This is a genomic window from Pedobacter zeaxanthinifaciens, assembly GCF_003313335.1.
GTDB classification, from domain to species: Bacteria; Bacteroidota; Bacteroidia; order Sphingobacteriales; family Sphingobacteriaceae; genus Pedobacter; species Pedobacter zeaxanthinifaciens.
In genome coordinates, this window is record NZ_QMHP01000001.1 from 151,652 (window position 1) to 173,475 (window position 21,824).

A 21,824-nucleotide genomic window follows, 5' to 3' on the forward strand; every position below is an offset into this window, starting at 1 on the left:
AAATCTAAATATATAATGACATGAAGTTCAGTACCTCTTTGCTCTTATTGCTGTTAATTGTGAACTTTTCTTGGGCACAAAAAAAATGGTTCAGTCTTTATACTGATAGTGCGGTAGAGATGACTGCCGCCACGGCGATGACCAAAAAATTTCTGGCCGATGTTCAAAAGGTTAGCCCTGGGACGAATATAAAGGTTGTCCCCATTTTAAACACCACACCATACCTGATTTACTATGACGGTGAAAAGGGAACGGTAAATCTACCAATTTGGGGTAAGGTAATTGATCCAATAAAGCAGTTTTTTTTCAAATTGGGCGGTAGCGAAACGGAAGGAAAGCGAATATTTGGGCTGTTTTTTAATGGGTTTTACCTTCCTCACGAACTTGGCCATGCCTTGCAATATACGGTGAAAGGTAAGTTTTCGTCGCCGTATGAAGATGAGGTTTTCGCTAACCAAATTGCCATATTGTGGTGGCGCAAACAGGGCCGACACAAAGAATTGGAACAATGTTACCAATATGCCAAAAAAATGTATGCCCAATTGCCGAATCCGGTTCCGGCAGGGCAGCGGATAGAAGAATATTTCGGTAAAAATTATGAGGCGGCCGCAAAGGATCCATTTGTTTATGGTTACATGCAGTTTGGGCAGTTTATCAATGTGTATGAAGATCGTTCGCTGCCCAATTTTGACAGTTTTTTGCAGCAGTTCTTGAAACAACAAAGTAATATTAGGTAAGATGAAACGCTTGTTGTTTACACTCACCATCGCTCTCTGCGCCCAAATTGCCTTTGCGCAAATTGCCAAACCAGTGGTTTTGCCCCAAAAGTTAGTGTTAGAAAATCCGGAGATTATCAAATTCAAGCGCCTAAAGCCCGAGGGCGAGGCTTGGTTTTACGAAAATGCCAATTATCAGGGAAAGAAATTCATCCTAAAACGTGGATTATATACCCTCAAAAACCTCGGTATAGATGCTAATGATTTTTTCTCTTCAGCAATTATACCCCAGAATTTGAATGTATTGGTTTTTGAAGATGATGATTGCTTGGGAGATAATTATAGTCTACAGAGCGATATCGTTTATGAGCTTCCAAGTCCGTCCACATTCAATGCTAATTTTGAAAGGGTACTCATCAAAAGCGGAAAAACGACACTGAACCAAGAATTAAGTGGCTATAAAAATATCAACGACAAAATCAGCTCTATTTTGATCTGGTCCGAACAGGATGAAGTGGTGTTTTATTTTGACTGTAATTATAGTGGCACCAAATTATCTGTAAAACCGGCCAATACCAGATTTACAACGAGCTCATCAAGCGCCTATAATTATGCCTCAGGGGTATGGGGGTATAACAATTTGCATAATCAAAGCTTGGCAGATCAAATCAGTTCATTTCAATTGAAAGGGATGGTAGAAAGTGTAACCATTTATTCCAGTGCAGCATATAATGTTAAAGATGGTGGTAAGCTAAAAACCATTAGGACAGACGTTCCCTGCCTAACCGATTTGAGTTATACTACTGAAAACAGCCTATTTGTAGGTAATTCCAATTGGAACGACAGGATATCTTCGTTCCGCATCCACTTAAAGCTTGGACCTGTCATTATTGAAAATTAAGTATAATCGTTAAAATTGAATTGTATGAGAATTTTGATCACTGCCTTTTTATTCCTCTTTTTGGTAAGGGCCCAAGCTCAGGACAAAGCTAAAAGCATTGCCGAGGCTCAAGCTAAGATGCAGGCGTTGGCGGCAAAAATGCAACAGTCTCCCATAAAAGCAAAAGGCAATATCACGTACATTGTAAATGGAAAAACCTACCGGGTAACCAACGGTATCTCCACTGCAATCATTAATGGTGAAATTGGAGATATTTCCGATGATAAGCATACCATAGTCATTGGCGATGGCACGGTACGCCCCTTCAAAAAAATGCGCCCCTACAATTGCAAGGTGTTACAGGTAGTGATAGATGGACTGCCATATGCCAAGCGCAGTAAGTCCAATACGGCAACGATTACTTTCTACGACAGAAAATCCATCAAAGGGAATTTTTCAGGCTCCGTATACAATGAGCAGACAAAAAGAACATATGTGGTCTCTGGGGCTTTTGAATTGCACCACATCACGGCAATCTAAGATTGGCCCGGCATTAAAATTCCTGAAAATATATAGTTTTTCTCACTGCTTCTTACAGGTTCAGTCGCCGATAAAGCTTGCCTGAAATATCATTGGGCATTTGCGGCTATGTTGGGTCATTCCGCTAAAGTTGGATAGTGTGGTTTATTAACGGTTAAGCTGTTCATAAAAATTAGGTAGTAACGTTTTGAAAGTATGCTATTTATCATTTTTTTTAAAAACTAATTCAAGTATTAACAATTAAAAACGACAAATAATTCTATCACGGGAAAGTATAAAAGTTAGGTTTATTGGTTGATATAAAAGTCCCACAGTTTTAATGCCGTGGGACTTTTTAGTGTTTACTGTCCGCTAACAGTTTAATTTAATTCCTCATCATTAAAAAACCTTTTCTTTGATCACCTTGCTTTTTCCGTTGATATTGATGGTTACGCTTAGTAGGCCTTTTTCCAAATCACAGTCTTTATTTTTAACCAAGCTGATTGCGGGAACTTGATCACCTTGATAAGGGTACATGATGCTGATGAATTGGCTATCGCTTGTACTTTCCTTTACTTTTTGGAAGCTAAGTGCAGGTCTGGGCATCTCTTTTTGGTAAAAATAAGATACTTTGGTTTCCTCCTGTATCAACTTACTTTGGCCGTTAATATCTAAATTTTGGATGAGCAGATTGTTTCCATCTGCATAATTCGTGTTAACAGCTCGCTTTTGTACGTTGTAATACGGTTTGCTGTCCTCTTTTAAGTGGAAGTGTTGATCCAAGGTTCCAGTAGTGCTCCCTTTTGCAATATCCACAATGATGAAATACTGTTGGTCTATAAATAAAACCGTTCTTTGGTGTTGAAGCGAACTGTAACTTGGGTTATTGTAGCTAAGTATAGTTAGGTTAGGCTTGCTTTCCCATTTCAGCAATTTAGCATCGGTGATGCGCATATTTTGATTATCAAGCGTAAGGGTGTTGTGCACTCGGGTTTGTCTGAACCAATTACGTTGCTTCGTGATTTCTGCATCGCCACTGTACACAAAGCAACCTGCATCCGGTGTGAAATTACGACCCTCTTTCCAGAGTTCGAAAGTGCCGTTATCGGGTTGGGCATGAAACTCTCCGGGAGGACTTGCTTTTAATACCATTACCGTTGACTTGTTGTCCCAGCCATTTCTAAAGGTGTAAAATCCAGCGTTGGTTAAGCCTTTTGATAGGAAATTAGGCTTTTTTCCCTGTTCTCCTTCAGTAGCAAAAAAGCGGATACTTTCGTTAGCTGGAAATGCTTTGCTCCATGAGGCAAACTGTTTTTTTCTAGCTTCCTTTTCCATCAGCCACGAATCGCCGAACATGGGACTATTGTAATCTGGAAAAGTAAAACTGATAAGCGCCATGATCATATTTTCGATGGTTTGGCTATAGCTGGCTGGAAATTCTGCTTCGAGCTTCGACATTTTTGCCGCATTGTAAGCCTTTAGGAAAATATCTATGGCTGCCGCGTGGTAAACTGGCGATAGCTCAAACTGTACACCATCGGCATACACCTGTTTTTTTATTTCGGTGTTTAGCACTGCAATTCCGCTTTTGCGCCATTGTTCGGCATCGTTAAATTCTGGAAAGAATGCGCCGGCAAATAAAACCCGTTGTGCCTCAAACAAAAGGTGATTGCCTTTATCGGAATATCTAGGAGGGATGTAGGCTGCCTGTTGATGGTAGCTATTTAAAAACTCCATTAAGAAAGCAGGTGTAAAGCTAGGCGAATTGAGGAACAGGTTGAAGGTTCCGGGTAGGCTTTGCACACGTTCCGAAACTTCCAACGGTCGCCAAGCAAACTTGTCATTATCTGAAGATAAGCCGAGCGGATTTTTTCTGTTCCAATCACGGAATTGAAAAATCCATTCTTTGGCGTATTTTTCATCGCCGCTGCTGCGGTAAGCCAATCCCATGGGCTGCCACCAGGTTACACGGTGTAGCTGCCAGCGCACCTCATTATCTTTTACGGGCCAATATTGCCAGTTGATATCCTTGCCATAGTCGAAAAAGCCATAACCTTTTTGAGGTTGAAACTGGTGCAATAATGCCTTTTCAGCTTTTTCCAGATTGGCCTTTCCAATATCCTTGCCCCTGAATCTTGCCTCTTCGCCCTGGTTAAACTCTGGATGTTTGATGCTTTTTCTATGACGGAAATAGCTGAGTAGGGCAGTTGCCGCATTGTTATAATCGCCGTTGGTATAATATTGATTTACTTTTTCCAAGCCTGGGTAGGAGAGATTGAGCAGTTGGAAGCTTTGCTTGGTGATGGGAGCTTCCTGTGCCTTTGCCATTTGTAGGCAAAAGATAAATATGGTAGCGATTTTAATGATCGTTTTCATGGTGCTACAGGGTAGTTTTGAGGTGCTTGGTTTGGCCGTTGATGGTGATATTGACATCAATTTGCCCTTGATTGTAGTTGTTGCCTTTGTTTGCTGTAAGGCTAACTTTTGGCGCAGTTTTTCCCGAAAATGGATACACTATGGTGATGAAATTGGAGGTTTGCTCAGTGTTCTTCTGCTTTTCGAATACAAAAGCTGGTCTGGGCGTTTCCACCTGATATTGATAGGAAACAAAGCTTTCCTGCGGCGCAAGGCTTACAGCATCTTTGTTCAGGTTTTGTATCAATAGGTTATTTCCATCAGCATAGGTGGTGTAAAACAGTTTGTTCTTTTCATCGGTAACTGGCTCACTTTTTTCCTGAAGATTAAAGTGTATACCTAATTTACCTGTAGCAGAACCTACCGCCCTGTCGATAATTAGGAAATAAGTTTGATCTATAAACAAAAAACTGCGTTGATGGCTAAGCGTTTTGTAGCTAGGGTTAGTGTAGGAGAGTAAGGCTACATTATCGTTTGGTTCCCATTTTTGAACCTTGGCATTGTTTTCTATGTTCTCATCGTTTAGTGTAAGTGTTTGATGTGCTTTAGTGGACCTATACCAATCACGTTTGGCATTTTCTTGATCGCCCACGTTGGCATAGATGAAACTGCCGGCATCCGGAGTAAAATTTCTGCCTTTTACCCAAAGTTCAAAATTTCCGTTATCGGGATGCGAATGGAAAAATGCAGGTGGTCCTATCTTAATTTGCATCACTGTAGCTTTTTGATCTAACCCATTTCTAAACGCATAAAAACCAGCGTTGGGTAGGGCGGTCGACAATTCTTTTGGCTTCTCTCCCAATTTACCATCGCTTGCGAAATAGGCTATTAGCTGGTTGTTGGGGAATACACTTGCCCATAATTGATAATTTTTGAGCATGGTTTCTTTATTGGTAGCAAAAGAGTTTCCGTAAAGTGGATAGGTATAGTCTGGAAAAGAGTACTTATGCACTGCCATAACCATTTTTTCAATGGTATTGCGGTAACTTTCTGGAAATTCGCTAGCTATTCCTAGCGTTTGTGCCGTTTTTAAAGCGCTCAAAAAGGTTGCAATGGTACCTATGTGATAGGATGTAGATAGTTCATATTGCATGCCGTCCGGTAGCGCTTGTTTTGTAATTTCCCTGTTCAGTACCGCTATACCGCTTTTGCGCCATACAGGAGCCTCTTTAAATTCGGGAAAATAGCTGCCAGCATACATCAAATGTAGCGCTTCATAAAGGAGATGGTTGCCCACATCCGAATAGTTGTGGATAACATAGTTGGCCTGCTCGTGATATGATTTTAGGAACTGCATCAATACGCTAGGCGTAAAGTTGGGCGAGTTCACAAATTGGTTGAAATAGGTGGCCCAATGGTTCAATCTAAAAGACACCACAAAGGCTTTCCAGGCAAAATCTTTATCATCTGCGTAGGCGCCCTGCGGATTTTTCTTGATGTAATCCAATAACTGGAAAACCCATTCTTTCGCATATTTTTCATCGCCCGTACCTAAATATGCTGGTCCTAATGATTCCCAAAACGCGGTACGGTGCAAAAAAGTAGTTAAAATTTGATCTTTTACTGGCCGATATTGCCAGTTGATTTCTTTGCCATAGTCAAAAGTAGGATAGCCGCGGTGTGGCTTAAATTTGTGCAACAAAATATCATCCGCTAGTTGTAGTGTATTTGCGTTCGGTTTTTTAGCAGGATTAGGCTTTAGTGCCTCCTTTTTATTTTGGTAATAAGCTAAAAGCAAAGCTGCAGCCTGCTCGTATTTGCCGGAGCTTACCGCTGCATCTACTTTCTCCAAGCCTGTATGCTTTAAATCGATGAAACTAAAATCATCCTTAGTGATGGTGTACGACTGTGCATACAAACTGGCACAGCTTGCAAAAACTAAGCATAAGAGCGAGATTAATCTTTTGAATTGTGGGATAATTTCCATGCCCATGATGATTTGATGTGCTAAATTTTCTTGATTTCCCTGTAACGTTTTAGCGCTTCAAGATAGTAATAGTCTGCGTAATCTAGCGGAGTGTCAATTTCCGAATTGTACAGCATTGCTCCGGTGCTATGTTTTAAGATGAACAGCCCATTTGTGCCAGGTTTTGCCAAATAAGCATCAGAGGAAAGGGAAGCCAATATATCTTCTGCATAATCCAGATATTTTTGTCCGTCTTTCACTTTAGTACTTAGCTCAAGCAAAGCTGATGCAATTACAGCTGCCGCAGATGCATCTCTAGGTGCTCTTTCATCAGTGTCGAGTGCATTGTGTACATCGTAGTCCCAAACTGGAATTTTGTCCTTAGGTGTTCTGGGATGATTCATAATGAATTTGGCGATGTTTTCAGCCTGAGCCAAAAATTTAGGATTATTGCTGTTGGCAAAGCACATCGTGTAGCCGTACAGCCCCCAAGCTTGTCCTCGAGCCCAAGAAGAATCGTCTGTTAAACCCTGATGTGTGGCTTTGCGATAAACCTGTCCCGTTTTAGGGTCGTAATCTACCACATGATAAGAACTAAAATCTTTCCTAAAGTGGTTTTTTAAGGTAGTTGAGGCATGTGCGTTGGCTACTTTTGCAAAATTTTGATCCTTAAATTGGGTGGCTGCCCAATAAAGGTATTCCAAGTTCATCATGTTATCGATGATTACCGGATATTTCCATTTGCCGAAATCCCAAGAACGGATGGCGCCAACTTTAGCATCAAAACGTGCCGCAAGGTTTTTAGCACCATCTTTCAATGCTGGCAAATAGGCTTTATCGCCAGTAATACGGTAGGCGTTACCATAGGAGCAAAACAGCATAAAACCTAGGTCGTGTGTATCTTTAATATATCGGATAGAATCCAATGCCAAGGTGAATTGTTTTGCTGCAGCTTCCAGCTCTTTGTTGCCCGTTAGTTCGTAGCCGTACCATAAGCTGCCCGGAAAAAAGCCGGTAGTCCAATCTTTCACACCAACTATACGTACGGTGCCATCGGGATTTACCGAACGTGGATTTTTGCCGGGTTGATAAGTTTGTGCCGCTTTAGTAAGTTGGTAATTGATAACTTCTGTAGTTTTCTTTAACCACGCCGGCGCTGGTGTTTCCTGTTTTTTGGCACCAAAACTAAGGTTGCCAAATAATAGGCTAAAAGCTGTGGCCAATATGCAAAACTTCTTTTTCATGAATGCGCTGAGTTTATATTTTTATTTGGTGATTTTTGAATAGTGAAGGTAGTTCAGAAAATTAGCGACGGCTTTTAATAAACGTTTTAAATATTTCGATTTTGATTAATTACGACGTTTATATTTTACCTTCAGATTTGCTATCTGCGCTGCTTAAAGAAAGTCCAAAGGCTATTTTTGATTTTTTTTACGTTCATCAAAACTTAAAGTATTTTAACTGAAAATGAAATATTGGCTTATTACTTCTGCCTACATTCGTTTTGCTAACTAATCAAATATAAATTGCACCAATAGCTAAAGTAAGTGGGTTTGTGTACCGCATTAAATACTTCGTTTGATTTTACTAATGCACAGTTCAACACCTACTTTTGCACATATTTGGTGAGCAATAATTAAAATTGAAACCTAACTAAACTTAAGGATGAAACAAGCTTTATTATTGATGCTGTTCGCTTGTTGGTGTGTAAATATTTACGCACAGGAGCAAACGGTAAAAGGAACGGTAACCAATTCGCAAAACGAGCCTCAAGTTGGTGCAACCATTTACGAAAAGGGTACCAACAAAGCGGTAATTGCTGATGCTAATGGTAAATACCAGATTAAGGTAAAACCAACGGCAACTTTGGTGTTCTCTTACCTCGGTACCAAATCAGTGGAACAAGTAGTCGGTAATCGCACTACCATTGATGTTAAATTACTTGATGATCAGAATAACCTCAACGAAATTGTAGTGTTGGGCTACGGCCAGGTGGTGCAACGGAAAGATTTAACCGGAGCCATATCTTCCGTTAAAGGGGAGGAGTTGGAAAAAGTTCCCGTGCAAAATGTAGCTCAGGCTTTGCAAGGTCGTATAGCTGGTATGCAAGTGGCCATGCCTGATGGTACACCTGGCGCTACGCCCAGTATCGTGATCCGCGGGGGAACTTCAATTACGCAAAGTAATGAGCCCCTATATGTTGTGGATGGAGTACCGCAAACCGATGGGCTGGCTTTTCTTGATCCTATGGATATCGAAAGCATTGACGCACTGAAGGATGCCTCTGCCACGGCGATGTATGGCGCTAGGGGAGCCAACGGAGTAATATTAGTAACCACCAAACAAGTAAAGGAAGGCAAGGTAACGATCAATTATGATGGCTACGCCGGCACAAAAAACATCACAAAGTTTTTGGATGTGATGAATCCACTTGATTATACCACAATGCTTTACGAACGCTCATTAGGCGATGTGGCGAGGATGGCAAGGTTTACCGCCAACTACGGTGCATTTGATCAGTTGAACGCTAATTTTGGAAACAAACAGGGCATTAACTGGCAACAAGAAACGCTTGGTGGTACAGCCATTAACCAATATCATAAAATCAGTTTTGCCGGTGGGAACAAAGAAACCAAGTTCAATTTGTTCTATGTTTTAAATAAAGATGATGGTTCGTTGTTAAATAGCGGCGCCGACAAGCATATTGCCAAGTTGAGCATCAACCATAATGTGAGCAAGAAGTTTGCTATCGCTGGAATTGTTAATTATTCCAACCAAAAAATTACTGGATTAGGTGTTCAGGAGGGCGGCGTAAGAACGAGTATCATCCAATCGTTGTTACAGTATAGGCCAGTTATTGGATTAACTGGATCAGATCAGGATTTGGTTGATTTTGAACTTGATCCTTTGGATCCTAGCGGTTCAGCCGGAAGTGCCTTGTTCCAAAGCCCAGTGGTTACATTAAATACGCAAAGACGAGAAACAATCATTAGTACCTTAAATGCCAGTGCTACTGCACAATATAATCTTACTAAAAAATTGGTATACAAAGGTTTAGTTAATTACACACAGGCTGATAGAAAGGCAAAGGCCTTTAACGATGCTTCCTCTATTTTGGCAATTCGTACTGGTGGCGCTTTTGGAAGTGTGTCGGATCTAAAGACTAACAGATTTAACTACAACAACACTTTAAGTTATAACGATACTTTTAACAAAGCGCACAAGCTTGAACTGGCAGTTGGACAGGAATATATCTATGGCTATTCGGAAAGTCTATCTACCGGTGATATCAAAGGTTTTCCTGTGGTAAATCAAGGATGGAATAATCTATCACTAGGTACCATTGCTGCCATTCCAAGCACTTTTGCTGAGGATGATAAATTGCTGTCGTTTTTTGGAAGAGCGAATTATAGCTACAAAGGAAAATATTTACTCACAACCAGCTTGCGTTACGATGGGTCTTCCAAGTTTGGCATTGATAGCCGATGGGGATGGTTTCCATCTGCGGCATTTGCGTGGAGGGCCATCGAAGAAAATTTCGCAAAGCAAGTTAAACCGCTTTCTGATTTGAAATTACGCTTGAGCTATGGTGAGGCAGGTAACAACCGAATTGCAAATTACGCTGCCTTGGGTATTTTCACCAATGGTGTTTATCCTTTGAACAATCAGGTGGTGGTAACCGCTTATCAGCAAAATTTGCCTAACCCAGTACTTAAATGGGAGGCTGTACAATCTTTAAATGCGGGTATCGATGTTGGATTTTTAAAGCAGCGCATCACCTTAACTGCAGATTGGTATGATAACCGTTCGAAGGACCTACTTTACCAATCGCGTATTCCGGCAAGTTCTGGCTTTGTACTGCAACTGCAGAATATTGGTACAACCAGTAGCAGAGGTTTGGAATTTACACTCAACACAGCCAATATCAAGAAGCCAGATTTCACTTGGAACACTAATTTCAACATCGCTTTCAACAAAACAAAAGTGTTGAATTTAAGTGACGGTGAAACATCCTTGCTTACTACCAGCTACACGGATAAAAGCGACTTTATTTTGAAGGTGGGTAGACCTGTTGGTATCATGTACGGTTATGTACGTGATGGCCTATATCAGGTAAGTGATTTCGATTACAATACCACCACAAGTACTTACACCTTAAAATCGGGGGTGGTAAGGGATGCCGAGGCTAATGCACAGCCGGGCTTCATCAAATTTAGAGACATTAGCGGTCCCAATGGCGTTCCAGATGGTATTATCGACCAATATGACCGAACAGAAATTGGTAATGCCAATCCTAAATTTACCGGCGGTATCAATAACACATTCAGTTACAAAGGATTTGATTTGAGCGTGTTCTTGAATTTTAGCTATGGCAACGATGTGTATAACGCTAACGTGTTGCACAATGCACGTCTGGATTTAGAGTATCCGAACTCCTTGGGACAATTTGCCAACCGTTGGATGAGCATTAATAGCGCAGGTGTAAGGGTAACAGATCCTGTTGAACTCGCAGCTTTGAATCAAGGAAAAACCAATCCGGTTTACAATGGAAACAGCACTGGTCGTTTGTATACGGATATCATTGAGGACGGTTCTTTTCTTCGTATCAACAACGTCAGCTTAGGTTATAACTTTAATAAGAAATTATTGAATTCCCTTAAAATTAGTCGCTTAAGAGTTTATTTGACTGCTTACAATTTACATGTGTTTAGTAAATACTCCGGATATGATCCAGAGGTGAGCGTAATCCGCACCGCTTTAACACCAGGTGTTGATTACAGTGCCTATCCGCGTGCCAAATCTTTCGTAGCAGGAGTTAACTTATCTCTTTAACCAAAAATCGAACAAGCATGAAAACTAAGATATTTCAATTTAAGGTAATTGCTTTGGGAAGTGTAATGGCACTAATGGGCGTTACCTCTTGCAAAAAAGCATTGGATGTAAATCCATATTCCACTTTTACGTCCGCTAACTTCTTTAATGATCCCAATGAGGCCTACATGGCTACTTTGGGTGTTTACGAGGTGATGTCGTCATTAGATACGTATGGCTGGTACATCCCACAGGTAATGGATAACGACACTGATATTGGTCAGGTAAGCGGAGACACCTCCGATGAATGGCGCATGGTGCCCCATTACAAGGGAATTCCCACTACCAGCATTTTTTATGCGGTTTGGAACTCGCTGTATAAAGGCATAGATAGAGCTAACGTGGTGATTGAGAAAATACCTCAAATGAAACAGTTTACCAACGGCACCGCATCGGAGAAAGTAGAACTTAATCGAATGCTTGGAGAGGCTAAATTTTTGAGAGGCTTCTATTACGCTGAATTGGTACGTTTATGGGGCGATGTACCTTTTAAAATTAAAAGTTCGCAAACCGGCGATGACCTAAGGCTGGGCCTGACTGATAGGTACGAAATTTACAAGCAGGTTATCAAAGACATGACCGAGGCAGCAGACTTACTCCCTGCTACTTTGTCGAGCAACGAACGTGTTAATAAATGGGCGGCCAAGGCCATGTTGGCAAGGGTAGCATTATTTGCTGGCGGATATTCATTAAGGGCGGATAAAACCATACAAAGGCCAGATAATTATCGAGAATACTATCTACTAGCACAACAACAGCTTAACGATGTTATTGGTAGCAACCTGTACAAGCTTAATACTGATTACGCACAGGTTTTCAAAAATCAGTGCCAGCATAAATTGGAGCCTACCGAGAATTTATTTGAAGTTGCTTTCTACAATCCGTCAGGCAACAGGGGAAACTCTTCCTATATCGGTATTTGGAATGGTGTACAAACCACAAACGGTGTTTACGGTGCGGTTGCAGCGAGGTGTTTGGCTACAAGGACTTTCTATAACAGTTTCCAAGCTGGCGATACCAGAAGAGATTTTTCTATTGCTACCTACAGTTTAAGTGCCACAGGAACTAGGACACCACTTACCGGGAACCAAGATCAAAATTGGACTGCAGCGAAATGGAGCCGCGAATATCAAGTAAATACCACCACAACAGAGCGACAATATACGGCCATCAACTATGTGGTTTTGCGTTATTCGGATGTATTGCTGATGAGGGCAGAGGTGGAGAATGAACTGAACAACGGTCCTAACCTCATAGCTTACGATGCAATTAATGCAGTGAGAAGACGTGGCTTCGGTAAAGATCTGTACGGCAATCGAGTGAATTTAACCTTGGCTACGGCTGGTACGGGTTACACCACTGCACCAACGGTCACCATTACTGGTGGCGGTGGTGCTGGTGCAACAGCTACTACAACAATTTCCTCTGGTAGGGTTACGTCAATTGTGATGACCAATTTTGGCTCGGGGTATACTTCTGCACCAACCGTAAGTATCACCGGAGGCGGGGGTAGCGGGGCAACTGCAACAGCGGCTATCATTCAAACGGATTTGCCAACGGGATTAAATAAAGCCGATTTCTTTACTGCCGTGTTTAATGAACGTGCTTTTGAACTTGCTTTTGAAGGGATGCGACGTTCGGATCTGATCCGTTGGAACATGCTAGCTTCTAAAATCAAGGAAACTAATGATGCTTTGAAAGCTTACCGTGCAACCTATTTTTATGTTGCTTCTACCAATTTTATAGCTGGCAAGCATGAGCTTTACCCTTTTCCACAAAATGAATTGGACGTAAATAAAAACATCAACAGACAAAATCCAAATTACTAACCTAAATCAACCAATGATGAAAAAGATTGTATTCACATGCTCATTGCTAATAATGGCAGCCATTGCTTCGGCACAAACTAAGCCCAAGCCGATGAAAGAACTCCGCGATTCGATGTTTACCGTAATGAAACTTTCTGATGAAAACCGAAAAGCAATGCATGAACTAATTGCAGAAAGCGGTAAGGGGCAAAAAGCCATTAAGGAAGATACTTCTCTATCGGATGAAGAAAGAAAAGTGAAGTTGGTAGAATTCTTAAAAAACATAAGGGAACGAGAGAAATCGCTACTTACAAAAGAACAACAGGAAGCTTGGAAGAACTTTGGAGAAGAGCTTAAAAGAAAGCGCAATGCTGGATAGTGCCGTTAATCCGTATGGAATATGAAAAAATCATCTTACAGAATAGCTATTTACGCCTGCTGCTGTGTTTTACTATCTACAGCTTGCAGTAAGCGTAAGGAAAAGTCTATTTCAGAACCAACTAGCCAGCCGGTGGTAACACCAAAAGTGGTCAATACGGACACGATCTTAAATGTCACTTACGAGAATGGTGAGCTGAGTTCAGGTATTGCAGGTGTACGTGGAACGGTAGCTATTGCCCCAGATGCCGCTTACCTTATTTCGCCCGGTAGGACAGGCAACAAGGCTATTGCGCATAAAGTAGTTTTGGGCATAGCGGGATATTACTCTGCAGAGGCATACCGTAGTGAAGCGGATGCCTTAGAATATGAACCTGCATTATTTTTTCCTGGTATGGAAAGGCGTTACGAGTTTAGCGTTTATCTAAAAGATTGGGAACAATGGAATGCTGACAATCCGCCATATGGTGATAATATTTTCCAGCTAAAAGTAAGTGGTGGAGATCCGGTTCCCGTGAGGATATTAACGAGAAGAAATACGATTGTGGTCAGATACGACGCTAGCGGTAATGCGGTACTCATCAATGATTTTAGACCACAGATTAACAAATGGATAGATTTTAGGATAGACGTTAAATGGACCTTGGACAATACAGGATATTTTAAAATCTATTCCAAATATGAGGGAGAACAAGATTTTACCTTACGTTTCCAAAACTTGGATGCCCGAACGTTTACCGGAAACCAGTTGGCCAATGGGCAAAAGGGATATATCAAGTGGGGCGTTTACAGGGAAGCTGGAACAGATGCAAACGATAATTTGATTACTACGGACAACGTACTTACTAGAATCGCTTATCATGATAACATTAGGATCATTAAATTGCCGTTAAATTAAGTGTTTATGGGAAGGACTAGGTTTTTTAACATTTTTTTATGCGTCATCTGTTGTGTTTTTACTTTTTTGTGCCAAGCACAAGAACGTCCAAATATTCTCATCATTATGACCGACCAACAAACGGCTGATGCGATGAGTATTGCTGGAAATAAAGATTTGAAAACCCCGGCAATGGACAAATTGGCCAAAAATGGAGTTCGTTTTACGAAAGCCTATTGTGCCCAGCCTTTGTGTACGCCATCGCGAACGGCCATATTTAGCGGAAAAATGCCATACGAAACGGGATTTGTAGGCAACGCACCCGAAAAGGATGGGCAATGGCCAGATAGTTTGCTGATGATGGGCAAGATATTTCAACAGGGCGGATATCAAACTGGTTATGTTGGGAAATGGCATCTGCCTGTGCCGGTAAAAAAGGTAAGTCAGCACGGCTTCAGCTACATAGAAAACACCAACTTTTTAGATTACAACGATGGCGCTACCCCTTCATTTTGCGCAAGGTTTATCAAAGAAAATGCGAAGAAGCCGTTTTTGCTGGTAGCTTCGTTTTTAAATCCACACGACATTTGCGAATGGGCAAGAGATGAGGCTTTAAAAATGGATGTTTTGGAAGATGCACCTCCGCCCGAACAGTGTCCCGCTTTGCCTGCTAATTGGCAAATTCCTGCTAATGAACCCCAAATCATCCGCCAACAACAGCAACAAGTGGGATTACGTACCTATCCATCAGTAAACTACAGCCCCGAGAAATGGAGACAATACCGCTGGGCTTACAATCGTTTGGTTGAAAAAGTGGATCAATACATCGATCAAGTACTCTATTCACTGAAAAAATATGGGGTAGAAAAAAATACCATCATCATTTTTACAGCCGACCACGGAGATGGCTACGCTGGGCATAGCTGGAACCAAAAGCAAGTGCTTTATGAGGAAGCCGCCAAGGTTCCTTTTATCATTTCGAAAATGGATGGCTCAATTGCTCCACATACCGATGATATGTTGGTTTGCAATGGAATAGATATTATCCCTACCATTTGCGGCCTAACGGGGGTGCAAAAACCTACGTATCTTAAAGGATTGGATGTAAGCCAGCGCATCGCCGAGCCTGCTAAACAATTGCGTGATACTTTGGTGATAGAAACAGACTTTGCCGATAATGAGGAGCTTTTGGGCATCAGTGGTAGAGCTGTAATTACTCAAAATTTCAAGTATATCGTTTATAACAAAGGCGTAATTAAGGAGCAGCTTTTTAACTTAAGTGACGACCCTGGAGAGATTACAAATTTGGCGGTGCTAAACAGTCAAAAACGAAAACTACAAGAGTTGAGAAACTATTTGAAAAAGTGGTGCAAAACTAATGGCGATTCATTTATCAACACCATCAATATCAAAGGGTATTAACTCAATTAAATTTCATTATTCAAGTTTTAGTAGGATGTCTTTAAGCAATTAAAGTCATTTTTTATTGCGTTTTTGAGCTTTAAATGCAGTATTAGACAAAATTGAAACAAGTTTGTACAAAATCGAAAGCATTTCCATTGGAGGTTCTGCAACTTGCTGTATCAAATTTTTTAAACCTTAACGTATGAAAAGAATTTTACCGATTATTTTAGCGCTGTTCCTATCTGCAAAAGTGAATGCGCAACTAAGTGCCAATAATGTAGTGGTATTGAAGTTGACAAGTTTGTCTGGATACGGCAGGGTTGCTACCGTCAGCTTGGAGGAATATGCTACCGCAGGTGGTACTGTGGTGTCGTCAACCAATATATCCAATACAGGTGGAGGCAATGATTTTTATTTGCCTTACGGAGCCGTAGGCAACCAATGGAACGGCTACATCAACCTCTCTTCCGATAAACAGCTAATTACACTTTATGGTTACAACACTTTACCGACTTCAACAGGAAATACGGAATTGCCAGCTGTTAATGCCCCAAATAGGACATTTGTAGCAATTAATGCCGCTGGCAACATTAAAAAAGTTATTACGGATGCCCACAGCTTGGCAAATGTTAACCGTGGCGCCATTGCTTATTCTTTAGGATCAGGTAACTATGGCGTTTATTTGTATGGTCATGGTTCTGGTATTAAGTATGCAACATTTGATGCAAACGCAACAACTCCAGCACTATCAACCGCAATTCCGATAAGCACCCTCAATACGTTATCGGCAAAAATTTACGAGGATAAATTGTATGCCACCAGCCAGGTTGCGGGTGCAAATCTAGGGCTTAATAGTTTCGATACCAGTTTGCCAACGGCTAGCGCTACAGCTTCGCAAGCATTAAATTTAACCGATTCACACGATTTCATAACCTTTAATTTGGGTAACAATATCAAAGTGATGTACGTTGCGGTTGCTGCAGGTTCAGGTGCAACAGGATCTACAGCTGATGGAGTTTTTAAATATTATTCTAACGATAATGGTAGCACTTGGACGGCAGCCGGAAAGGTGAACGGAAATAGTTCAACACCAGCAGATAATGGCTTCAGGGGACTAACTGGTAGGTTAGAAAATAACAAGATATCTTTATATGGAGTGACATCGGGCAACAGCCAAAACAGTTTAGTTAAAATCGTAGATAATGTGGCCTATAACGCTGCTATAAGCGACGCTAACGCTACAGTAAATATTTTGGCTACTGCACCGAGCGGATCAGGATTTAGGGGTGTGGCATTTACGCCAGGAAGTATTGTGACCTTGCCGGTGAGTTTCAATAATTTGTCTGCAAAGTTATCAGGTGCTGGAGTTAATATAAGTTGGTCAACGGCTAGCGAAACAAATAACGATCATTTTGAAATAGAGGCATCAACTGATGGCAAAACTTTTAAAAAAATCAAAACGGTAGCGACTAATAACGGAAACTCTTTAGTTGCCCAATCTTACCAAACTTATGTTGCTATCAATGATGTGGCAATAGTGTTAGCATTTCCATTACTTTTAGTTTTTGTTGGCTTTAAATCCTTCTCTCGACGCCGTAGAGCGGCAATGCTGTTCATTGGAATGTTGGCTTTGGCAAGCAGTTTTGTGGCCTGCCAAAAGGAGAGTGAGGCGTTAATTTCAGAAACAGATCAGCTAGGCAACAGTATCATCAACGGCCAAAAGAAGATATATATTCGAATTAAGCAAGTGGACAAGAATGGCGAGTTCAGTTACTCGGATGTTGTAGTAGCGAAATAAGTTGCGCTATTAATAAGTACTGGATACTGTCTCCACCTGTTGGAGGCAGTGTTTTTTGTTTAGGGTTTTACCCAAAAAGCGCTAATGAGTGTTGATTTGAAGTTAAGGATAAAGGAGCAGTTACACATGTGTAATGCTTAAATACAAGAAGTTTAAATCGTAAATAATCGTTAATTTGCTAAATTTAACTGGTTAATGAAGTTGTCGAGGCTTAATTTGTCGAATTTGCCGAAAGTAGTATTGTTCTGCTGCTGTGTTTTCCTTGCCCAAATTTTAAATGCCCAAGATAAAAAGTTCAGGAATATCTCCGTAGATAAAGGCCTGTCGCAAAGTACTGGATTTACCATTGCTCAAGATACCTTGGGTTTTATTTGGGTTGGAACTCAAGATGGTCTTAACCGGTATAACGGCAATGATTTCAAGGTCTATCGTCCGATAAAGGGCCAACCTCGAAGCCTGCAATCGTATTACATTAGAAGCCTACATGTAGATCAACATGGTTCGTTGTGGATTGGTGGTAACCAGGGAATCAGCAAATACGATTACAAAACTGATAATTTCGTTAACTATAAATTGCCTAAAAGCGTAGGAGAGTGGTATATTTCCTCTATTGCAGAGGATAAGAATGGTGTTATTTGGGCGGTTTCCATTTCTGGAGATATCTTTAAGCTCAACATCAATGAGCAGCAGTTTGCAAGACTCAACGTTAACACCCTCGATCAAGGCATCAAAAAAATAGCTTATGTAGGCGTGTGGAAAAGCCAAATCCTTTTAGGCACGGATGTAGGTTTGTTCTCGCTATCTAATCAGAAAAATTTAAAAAAACTAGATATTGGCAAGCCCCGTCCATTCATCAGTGATGTGTTTGTTAACCACCAATATTTGTGGATCGCTACCGAAGGTGATGGATTAATTAGATATGAGCAAAAAAGCGGTAAACTGGATTTTTTCGAGAATAACCCGCTTAAAAATAGCGTTGCCGATAATAATATCCGTTGTATAAGTAATGACAGAGATGGAAATATTTGGCTCGGCACTTTCAAAGGGCTGTCAATACTTAACGTTAAAACACTCTCGTTCGATAATTACCAGCATCAAAGCTCACAACCATTTTCTATCGGACAAAATTCCGTTCGATCTATTTTTAAGGATAAACAGCATGGCATGTGGCTGGGTACCTATTATGGTGGTATTAGCTATTACCATAAAGACGATATCAAATTTAATTTGTTGAGTCAAAATACCGGAAAGTTGGCCTTAAATGATGAAGTGGTTAGTGTAATAAAGCAAGATAAAGCTGGTAATTTCTGGATTGGAACCAATGACAAGGGTTTGAATTATTGGAACAGATCAAAAGAAACGATTTTATATTTTACTTACAAACCAAGCAATGCCAACAGTTTAGCTTCTAATAATATCAAAGCAATAGCGTTTGACAATAGCGGGAATGTGTTGGTTGGTACGCATAATGGTGGTTTAAATTTGTTAAATCCCCAAACTGGAAATATCAAGAGGTTTTTGCATAATGCCAGCAATCCCAATAGTATAGCCGGTGATTTGGTGTACAGTTTACTGAAAGATGCGAAGGGAAGAATATGGGTAGGCACACGTTCCGGGTTGGATGAGTTTATGCCCAAGGAACAGAACTTTAAGCATATCACTATCGATAGGGCAGGTAAACGTCTAGTATCTGATGACATTACGTATCTATATGAAGATAGTCAGCACAGGATATGGATAGGTACCACTAATGGCGTATCACAGTTTTACCCCGATAATTTGCTGTTTGGAAATATAGAAGAAAGCGCACTGAAAGAGGAAGTGGTTAACTGTATAGTGGAGGATGCTAGGAAGCGAATTTGGATAGGAACTCGCGGCGGTTTGTGGCTTTATGAAGAGAAACGCAACGCTTTCGTACCTTTTAAAAGCAGAAATGATTTTGTTAAGGGAACAATCTATGGCATTTTGCCAGACGAGATGGGTAACCTTTGGATATCAACCAACAGTGGTTTGGTAAAGTTTAATCCCGATACTAAATACAGCCAAACCTTCTACGATAGCGATGGATTACAGAACAACCAATTCAATGAGTATGCTTTCTGTAAAGCAAACGACGGAATGATGCTCTTTGGAGGAATCAAAGGTCTGTCGTACTTTTACCCCAATAGTTTAAGGCAGGCTGAAATTCCCATTAAATTGTACTTTACTGGCGTTGAGGTGTTCAATAAGCAAGTGGCGGCTGATGATGGCACAGATGTATTGGCCAATCATGTTGATCAGGTAGATGAGCTTCGCTTTGCTGCCGATCAAAAGCAGTTTAGTATTTCGGTTAATTCCTTCAACTATATATCGCCAAATAGAACGCTTTATTATTACAAACTTTTAGGTATTGATAAGGATTGGCAACGAGCTGTTGGACAAAAAATTAGCTATAGCAATTTGCCTGCGGGGCATTACGAGTTGGAAGTTAGGGCCGAGGGGCCTAATGGAGAGCGAAGCAAAATCAGGAAAATTGCTATTGTGATTTCTCCCCCTTGGTATAAAACAGTTTGGTTTTACCTATTCATGGTAATGTTGCTGGGCTGTGCTGGTTATTTTGCCTATAAAATTTTAAGGGAGCGCATTAGGGCAATTAATCAGTTAAAATTGGAACGATTGGATAAAGAACGTGCCAAGGAAATCAACCAAATTAAAACGGATTTTTTTACCAACGTATCTCATGAACTACGTACGCCGCTTACACTGATATTGGCACCTTTAGAGGAACTGATGAACACGCCCAAAGTGGACAAGCCGATCAAACAAAAATATGAGTTGATGTTTGCTAACGCTAAACGCCTGTACCATTTGGTCGATCAGCTTTTTGAATTCCGAAAAACCGAAATGGGAACTAGGAAATTGCGTGTTAGTAAAACTGATTTGGTAAGTTTCTTGGCCCAGATTTATGAATCGTTCAAGCCATTGGCTAACCGAAAAAATATTGGCTTTAGTTACCGATTTGATGTAGCGCAACTTTCTTTCTTTTTTGATGACGATGCCCTAGAAAGAGTGCTTTTCAACTTGCTTTCCAATGCTTTTAAATATACTAAAGACGGAGGTAATATCGTGATCCAAGTTTCAGCTGAGCAAGGAAATGCAGTGATAGAAGTGGTTGATAACGGTTTAGGCATCAAAGCAGAGGATTTGGAAAAGGTGTTTGAAAGGTTTTACCAAGTGAACGGTACAGAAACTAATTTAGGCTCCGGTGTAGGCTTGGCATTTACAAAAAGTTTGGTTGAACTGCATCATGGCACTATTTCGGCCAGTAGCGATGGGAAAACAGGCAGTGTTTTTACTGTGAAGCTGCCTTTGGCCGATGTTCATTACAGTGATGATCTTAAACTGGACAGTGAATTAGCGCAGACGGTGGAGGCCGATCAGCAACAAATAGAAGCCAATGTTTTGGACGAAAGAAATGTTGATGCAGCTGAAAGTTTGCCGCAAAAGCTGAAGCTTTTAATAGTCGATGATAATGTCGATATCGTAAATTATCTGAGAGATTTTTTTGAGCTACAATATGATGTAGTTACTGCTTACAATGGCAAAATGGGAATTAAAGCTGTTGAAGCTGAATCGTTTGATCTCATCATCAGTGATGTCATGATGCCGGAAATGGATGGTTTGAATTTCTGTAAAAGAGTGAAGCAAAATATCAATACCTCTCACATTCCATTGATTTTGTTGACTGCAAAAGCAGATACCAGTCATCACATTAAAGGATTAGAAATGGGTGCAGATGATTACCTCACTAAACCTTTCTCGGCTGAATTGTTAGCTGCAAAAGTCGAAAATTTGTTGCGCTCTCGTAAACGTCTAAAGGATTATTACCTATCAAATAAGGCTTTGGTGCCAGAAAATATAGCTTTTAATACGTTAGATGAGGAGTTTTTAAAAGAAGCAATCGAAATTATAGAGAAACATCTTTCGGATTCTGATTTTTCAGTAGATAAATTCAGCAGGGAGATTGGAATGAGCAGGTCAAATCTTTATTTAAAGCTAAAGGCCATCACCGGGGAATCGGCAACCGATTTTGTAAAACGTATAAAATTTAGCAAAGCGGTGGAGTTTATGAAGTCGAATCGTTACACCATGGCACAAATTGCATATATGTGTGGTTTCAATTCGCCCTCTTATTTTTCTACAGCATTTAAGCAATATTTTGATTGTATGCCAACCGAGTATTTGGAAAAGCTAAAGCAGAAGGAGTAAATA

13 protein-coding genes are annotated in these 21,824 nt (G+C 40.7%); 10 read left to right on the top strand and 3 right to left on the bottom strand.

Annotation, left to right across the window (positions count from 1 at the left end):
- Positions 1-20: 20 nt before the first annotated feature.
- Genes DUT68_RS00640 through DUT68_RS00650 form a run of 3 tightly spaced genes read left to right on the top strand, consistent with a single transcriptional unit; the run spans position 21 to position 2,136 of the window.
- Positions 21-737, top strand: a complete 717-nt coding sequence (locus DUT68_RS00640; protein ID WP_113634809.1) for a hypothetical protein — start codon at positions 21-23, stop codon at positions 735-737.
- Between the two features lies 1 nt (position 738).
- Positions 739-1,617: a hypothetical protein gene (locus DUT68_RS00645; RefSeq protein WP_113634811.1), complete on the top strand. Its 879-nt coding sequence runs from the start codon at positions 739-741 to the stop codon at positions 1,615-1,617.
- 24 nt (positions 1,618-1,641) lie between these two features.
- Positions 1,642-2,136, top strand: coding sequence for a hypothetical protein (locus tag DUT68_RS00650; RefSeq protein WP_113634812.1), 495 nt, complete (start codon positions 1,642-1,644; stop codon positions 2,134-2,136).
- A 378-nt stretch (positions 2,137-2,514) separates the two neighbouring features.
- Here the strand turns inward: DUT68_RS00650 and hepC (DUT68_RS00655) are convergent, their stop codons facing one another.
- From hepC (DUT68_RS00655) to DUT68_RS00665, 3 genes are read right to left on the bottom strand one after another with little or no spacing between them, the layout of a single operon-like run.
- Positions 2,515-4,491, bottom strand: coding sequence for a heparin-sulfate lyase HepC (hepC, locus tag DUT68_RS00655; protein WP_113634813.1), 1,977 nt, complete (start codon positions 4,489-4,491; stop codon positions 2,515-2,517).
- A 4-nt stretch (positions 4,492-4,495) separates the two neighbouring features.
- Positions 4,496-6,457 (bottom strand): heparin-sulfate lyase HepC, encoded by a 1,962-nt coding sequence (gene hepC / locus DUT68_RS00660; RefSeq protein ID WP_113635442.1) that lies wholly within the window; start codon positions 6,455-6,457, stop codon positions 4,496-4,498.
- Positions 6,458-6,477: 20 nt separating this feature from the next.
- Positions 6,478-7,680, bottom strand: coding sequence for a glycoside hydrolase family 88 protein (locus DUT68_RS00665; protein ID WP_113634814.1), 1,203 nt, complete (start codon positions 7,678-7,680; stop codon positions 6,478-6,480).
- A gap of 421 nt (positions 7,681-8,101) precedes the next feature.
- On the opposite strand from DUT68_RS00665, the gene DUT68_RS00670 reads away from it, so the two are divergent.
- The 7 genes from DUT68_RS00670 to DUT68_RS00700 all read left to right on the top strand — a co-directional run bounded on the left by DUT68_RS00670 (position 8,102) and on the right by DUT68_RS00700 (position 21,821).
- Positions 8,102-11,269 (top strand): SusC/RagA family TonB-linked outer membrane protein, encoded by a 3,168-nt coding sequence (locus DUT68_RS00670; RefSeq protein ID WP_113634815.1) that lies wholly within the window; start codon positions 8,102-8,104, stop codon positions 11,267-11,269.
- 17 nt (positions 11,270-11,286) lie between these two features.
- A complete protein-coding gene (locus DUT68_RS00675; RefSeq protein WP_113634816.1) occupies positions 11,287-13,137 on the top strand; it encodes a RagB/SusD family nutrient uptake outer membrane protein in 1,851 nt (616 codons plus the stop codon).
- Between the two features lie 13 nt (positions 13,138-13,150).
- Entirely contained in the window at positions 13,151-13,495 is a 345-nt protein-coding gene (locus DUT68_RS00680) for a hypothetical protein (protein WP_214608394.1), read from the top strand.
- Positions 13,496-13,516: 21 nt separating this feature from the next.
- On the top strand, positions 13,517-14,392 hold the full coding sequence (locus tag DUT68_RS00685) for a heparin lyase I family protein (RefSeq protein WP_113634818.1): 876 nt from the start codon (positions 13,517-13,519) through the stop codon (positions 14,390-14,392).
- 6 nt (positions 14,393-14,398) lie between these two features.
- Positions 14,399-15,793, top strand: coding sequence for a sulfatase family protein (locus tag DUT68_RS00690; RefSeq protein ID WP_113634819.1), 1,395 nt, complete (start codon positions 14,399-14,401; stop codon positions 15,791-15,793).
- A gap of 184 nt (positions 15,794-15,977) precedes the next feature.
- Entirely contained in the window at positions 15,978-17,573 is a 1,596-nt protein-coding gene (locus tag DUT68_RS00695) for a hypothetical protein (RefSeq protein ID WP_113634821.1), read from the top strand.
- A gap of 195 nt (positions 17,574-17,768) precedes the next feature.
- Positions 17,769-21,821, top strand: a complete 4,053-nt coding sequence (locus DUT68_RS00700; RefSeq protein WP_113634823.1) for a hybrid sensor histidine kinase/response regulator transcription factor — start codon at positions 17,769-17,771, stop codon at positions 21,819-21,821.
- The last annotated feature ends 3 nt before the right edge of the window (positions 21,822-21,824 follow it).

Bases quoted from the DNA above. Each gene is read 5' to 3' on its own strand.
- DUT68_RS00695 (WP_113634821.1), top strand. From the start codon at position 15,978: ATGAAAAGAATTTTACCGATTATTTTAGCGCTGTTCCTATCTGCAAAA.
- DUT68_RS00650 (WP_113634812.1), top strand. From the start codon at position 1,642: ATGAGAATTTTGATCACTGCCTTTTTATTCCTCTTTTTGGTAAGGGCC.
- hepC (WP_113635442.1), bottom strand. From the start codon at position 6,457: ATGGAAATTATCCCACAATTCAAAAGATTAATCTCGCTCTTATGCTTA.
- DUT68_RS00640 (WP_113634809.1), top strand. From the start codon at position 21: ATGAAGTTCAGTACCTCTTTGCTCTTATTGCTGTTAATTGTGAACTTT.
- DUT68_RS00680 (WP_214608394.1), top strand. From the start codon at position 13,151: ATGATGAAAAAGATTGTATTCACATGCTCATTGCTAATAATGGCAGCC.
- DUT68_RS00645 (WP_113634811.1), top strand. From the start codon at position 739: ATGAAACGCTTGTTGTTTACACTCACCATCGCTCTCTGCGCCCAAATT.
- DUT68_RS00665 (WP_113634814.1), bottom strand. From the start codon at position 7,680: ATGAAAAAGAAGTTTTGCATATTGGCCACAGCTTTTAGCCTATTATTT.
- DUT68_RS00700 (WP_113634823.1), top strand. From the start codon at position 17,769: ATGAAGTTGTCGAGGCTTAATTTGTCGAATTTGCCGAAAGTAGTATTG.
- DUT68_RS00675 (WP_113634816.1), top strand. From the start codon at position 11,287: ATGAAAACTAAGATATTTCAATTTAAGGTAATTGCTTTGGGAAGTGTA.
- hepC (WP_113634813.1), bottom strand. From the start codon at position 4,491: ATGAAAACGATCATTAAAATCGCTACCATATTTATCTTTTGCCTACAA.
- DUT68_RS00685 (WP_113634818.1), top strand. From the start codon at position 13,517: ATGAAAAAATCATCTTACAGAATAGCTATTTACGCCTGCTGCTGTGTT.
- DUT68_RS00670 (WP_113634815.1), top strand. From the start codon at position 8,102: ATGAAACAAGCTTTATTATTGATGCTGTTCGCTTGTTGGTGTGTAAAT.
- DUT68_RS00690 (WP_113634819.1), top strand. From the start codon at position 14,399: ATGGGAAGGACTAGGTTTTTTAACATTTTTTTATGCGTCATCTGTTGT.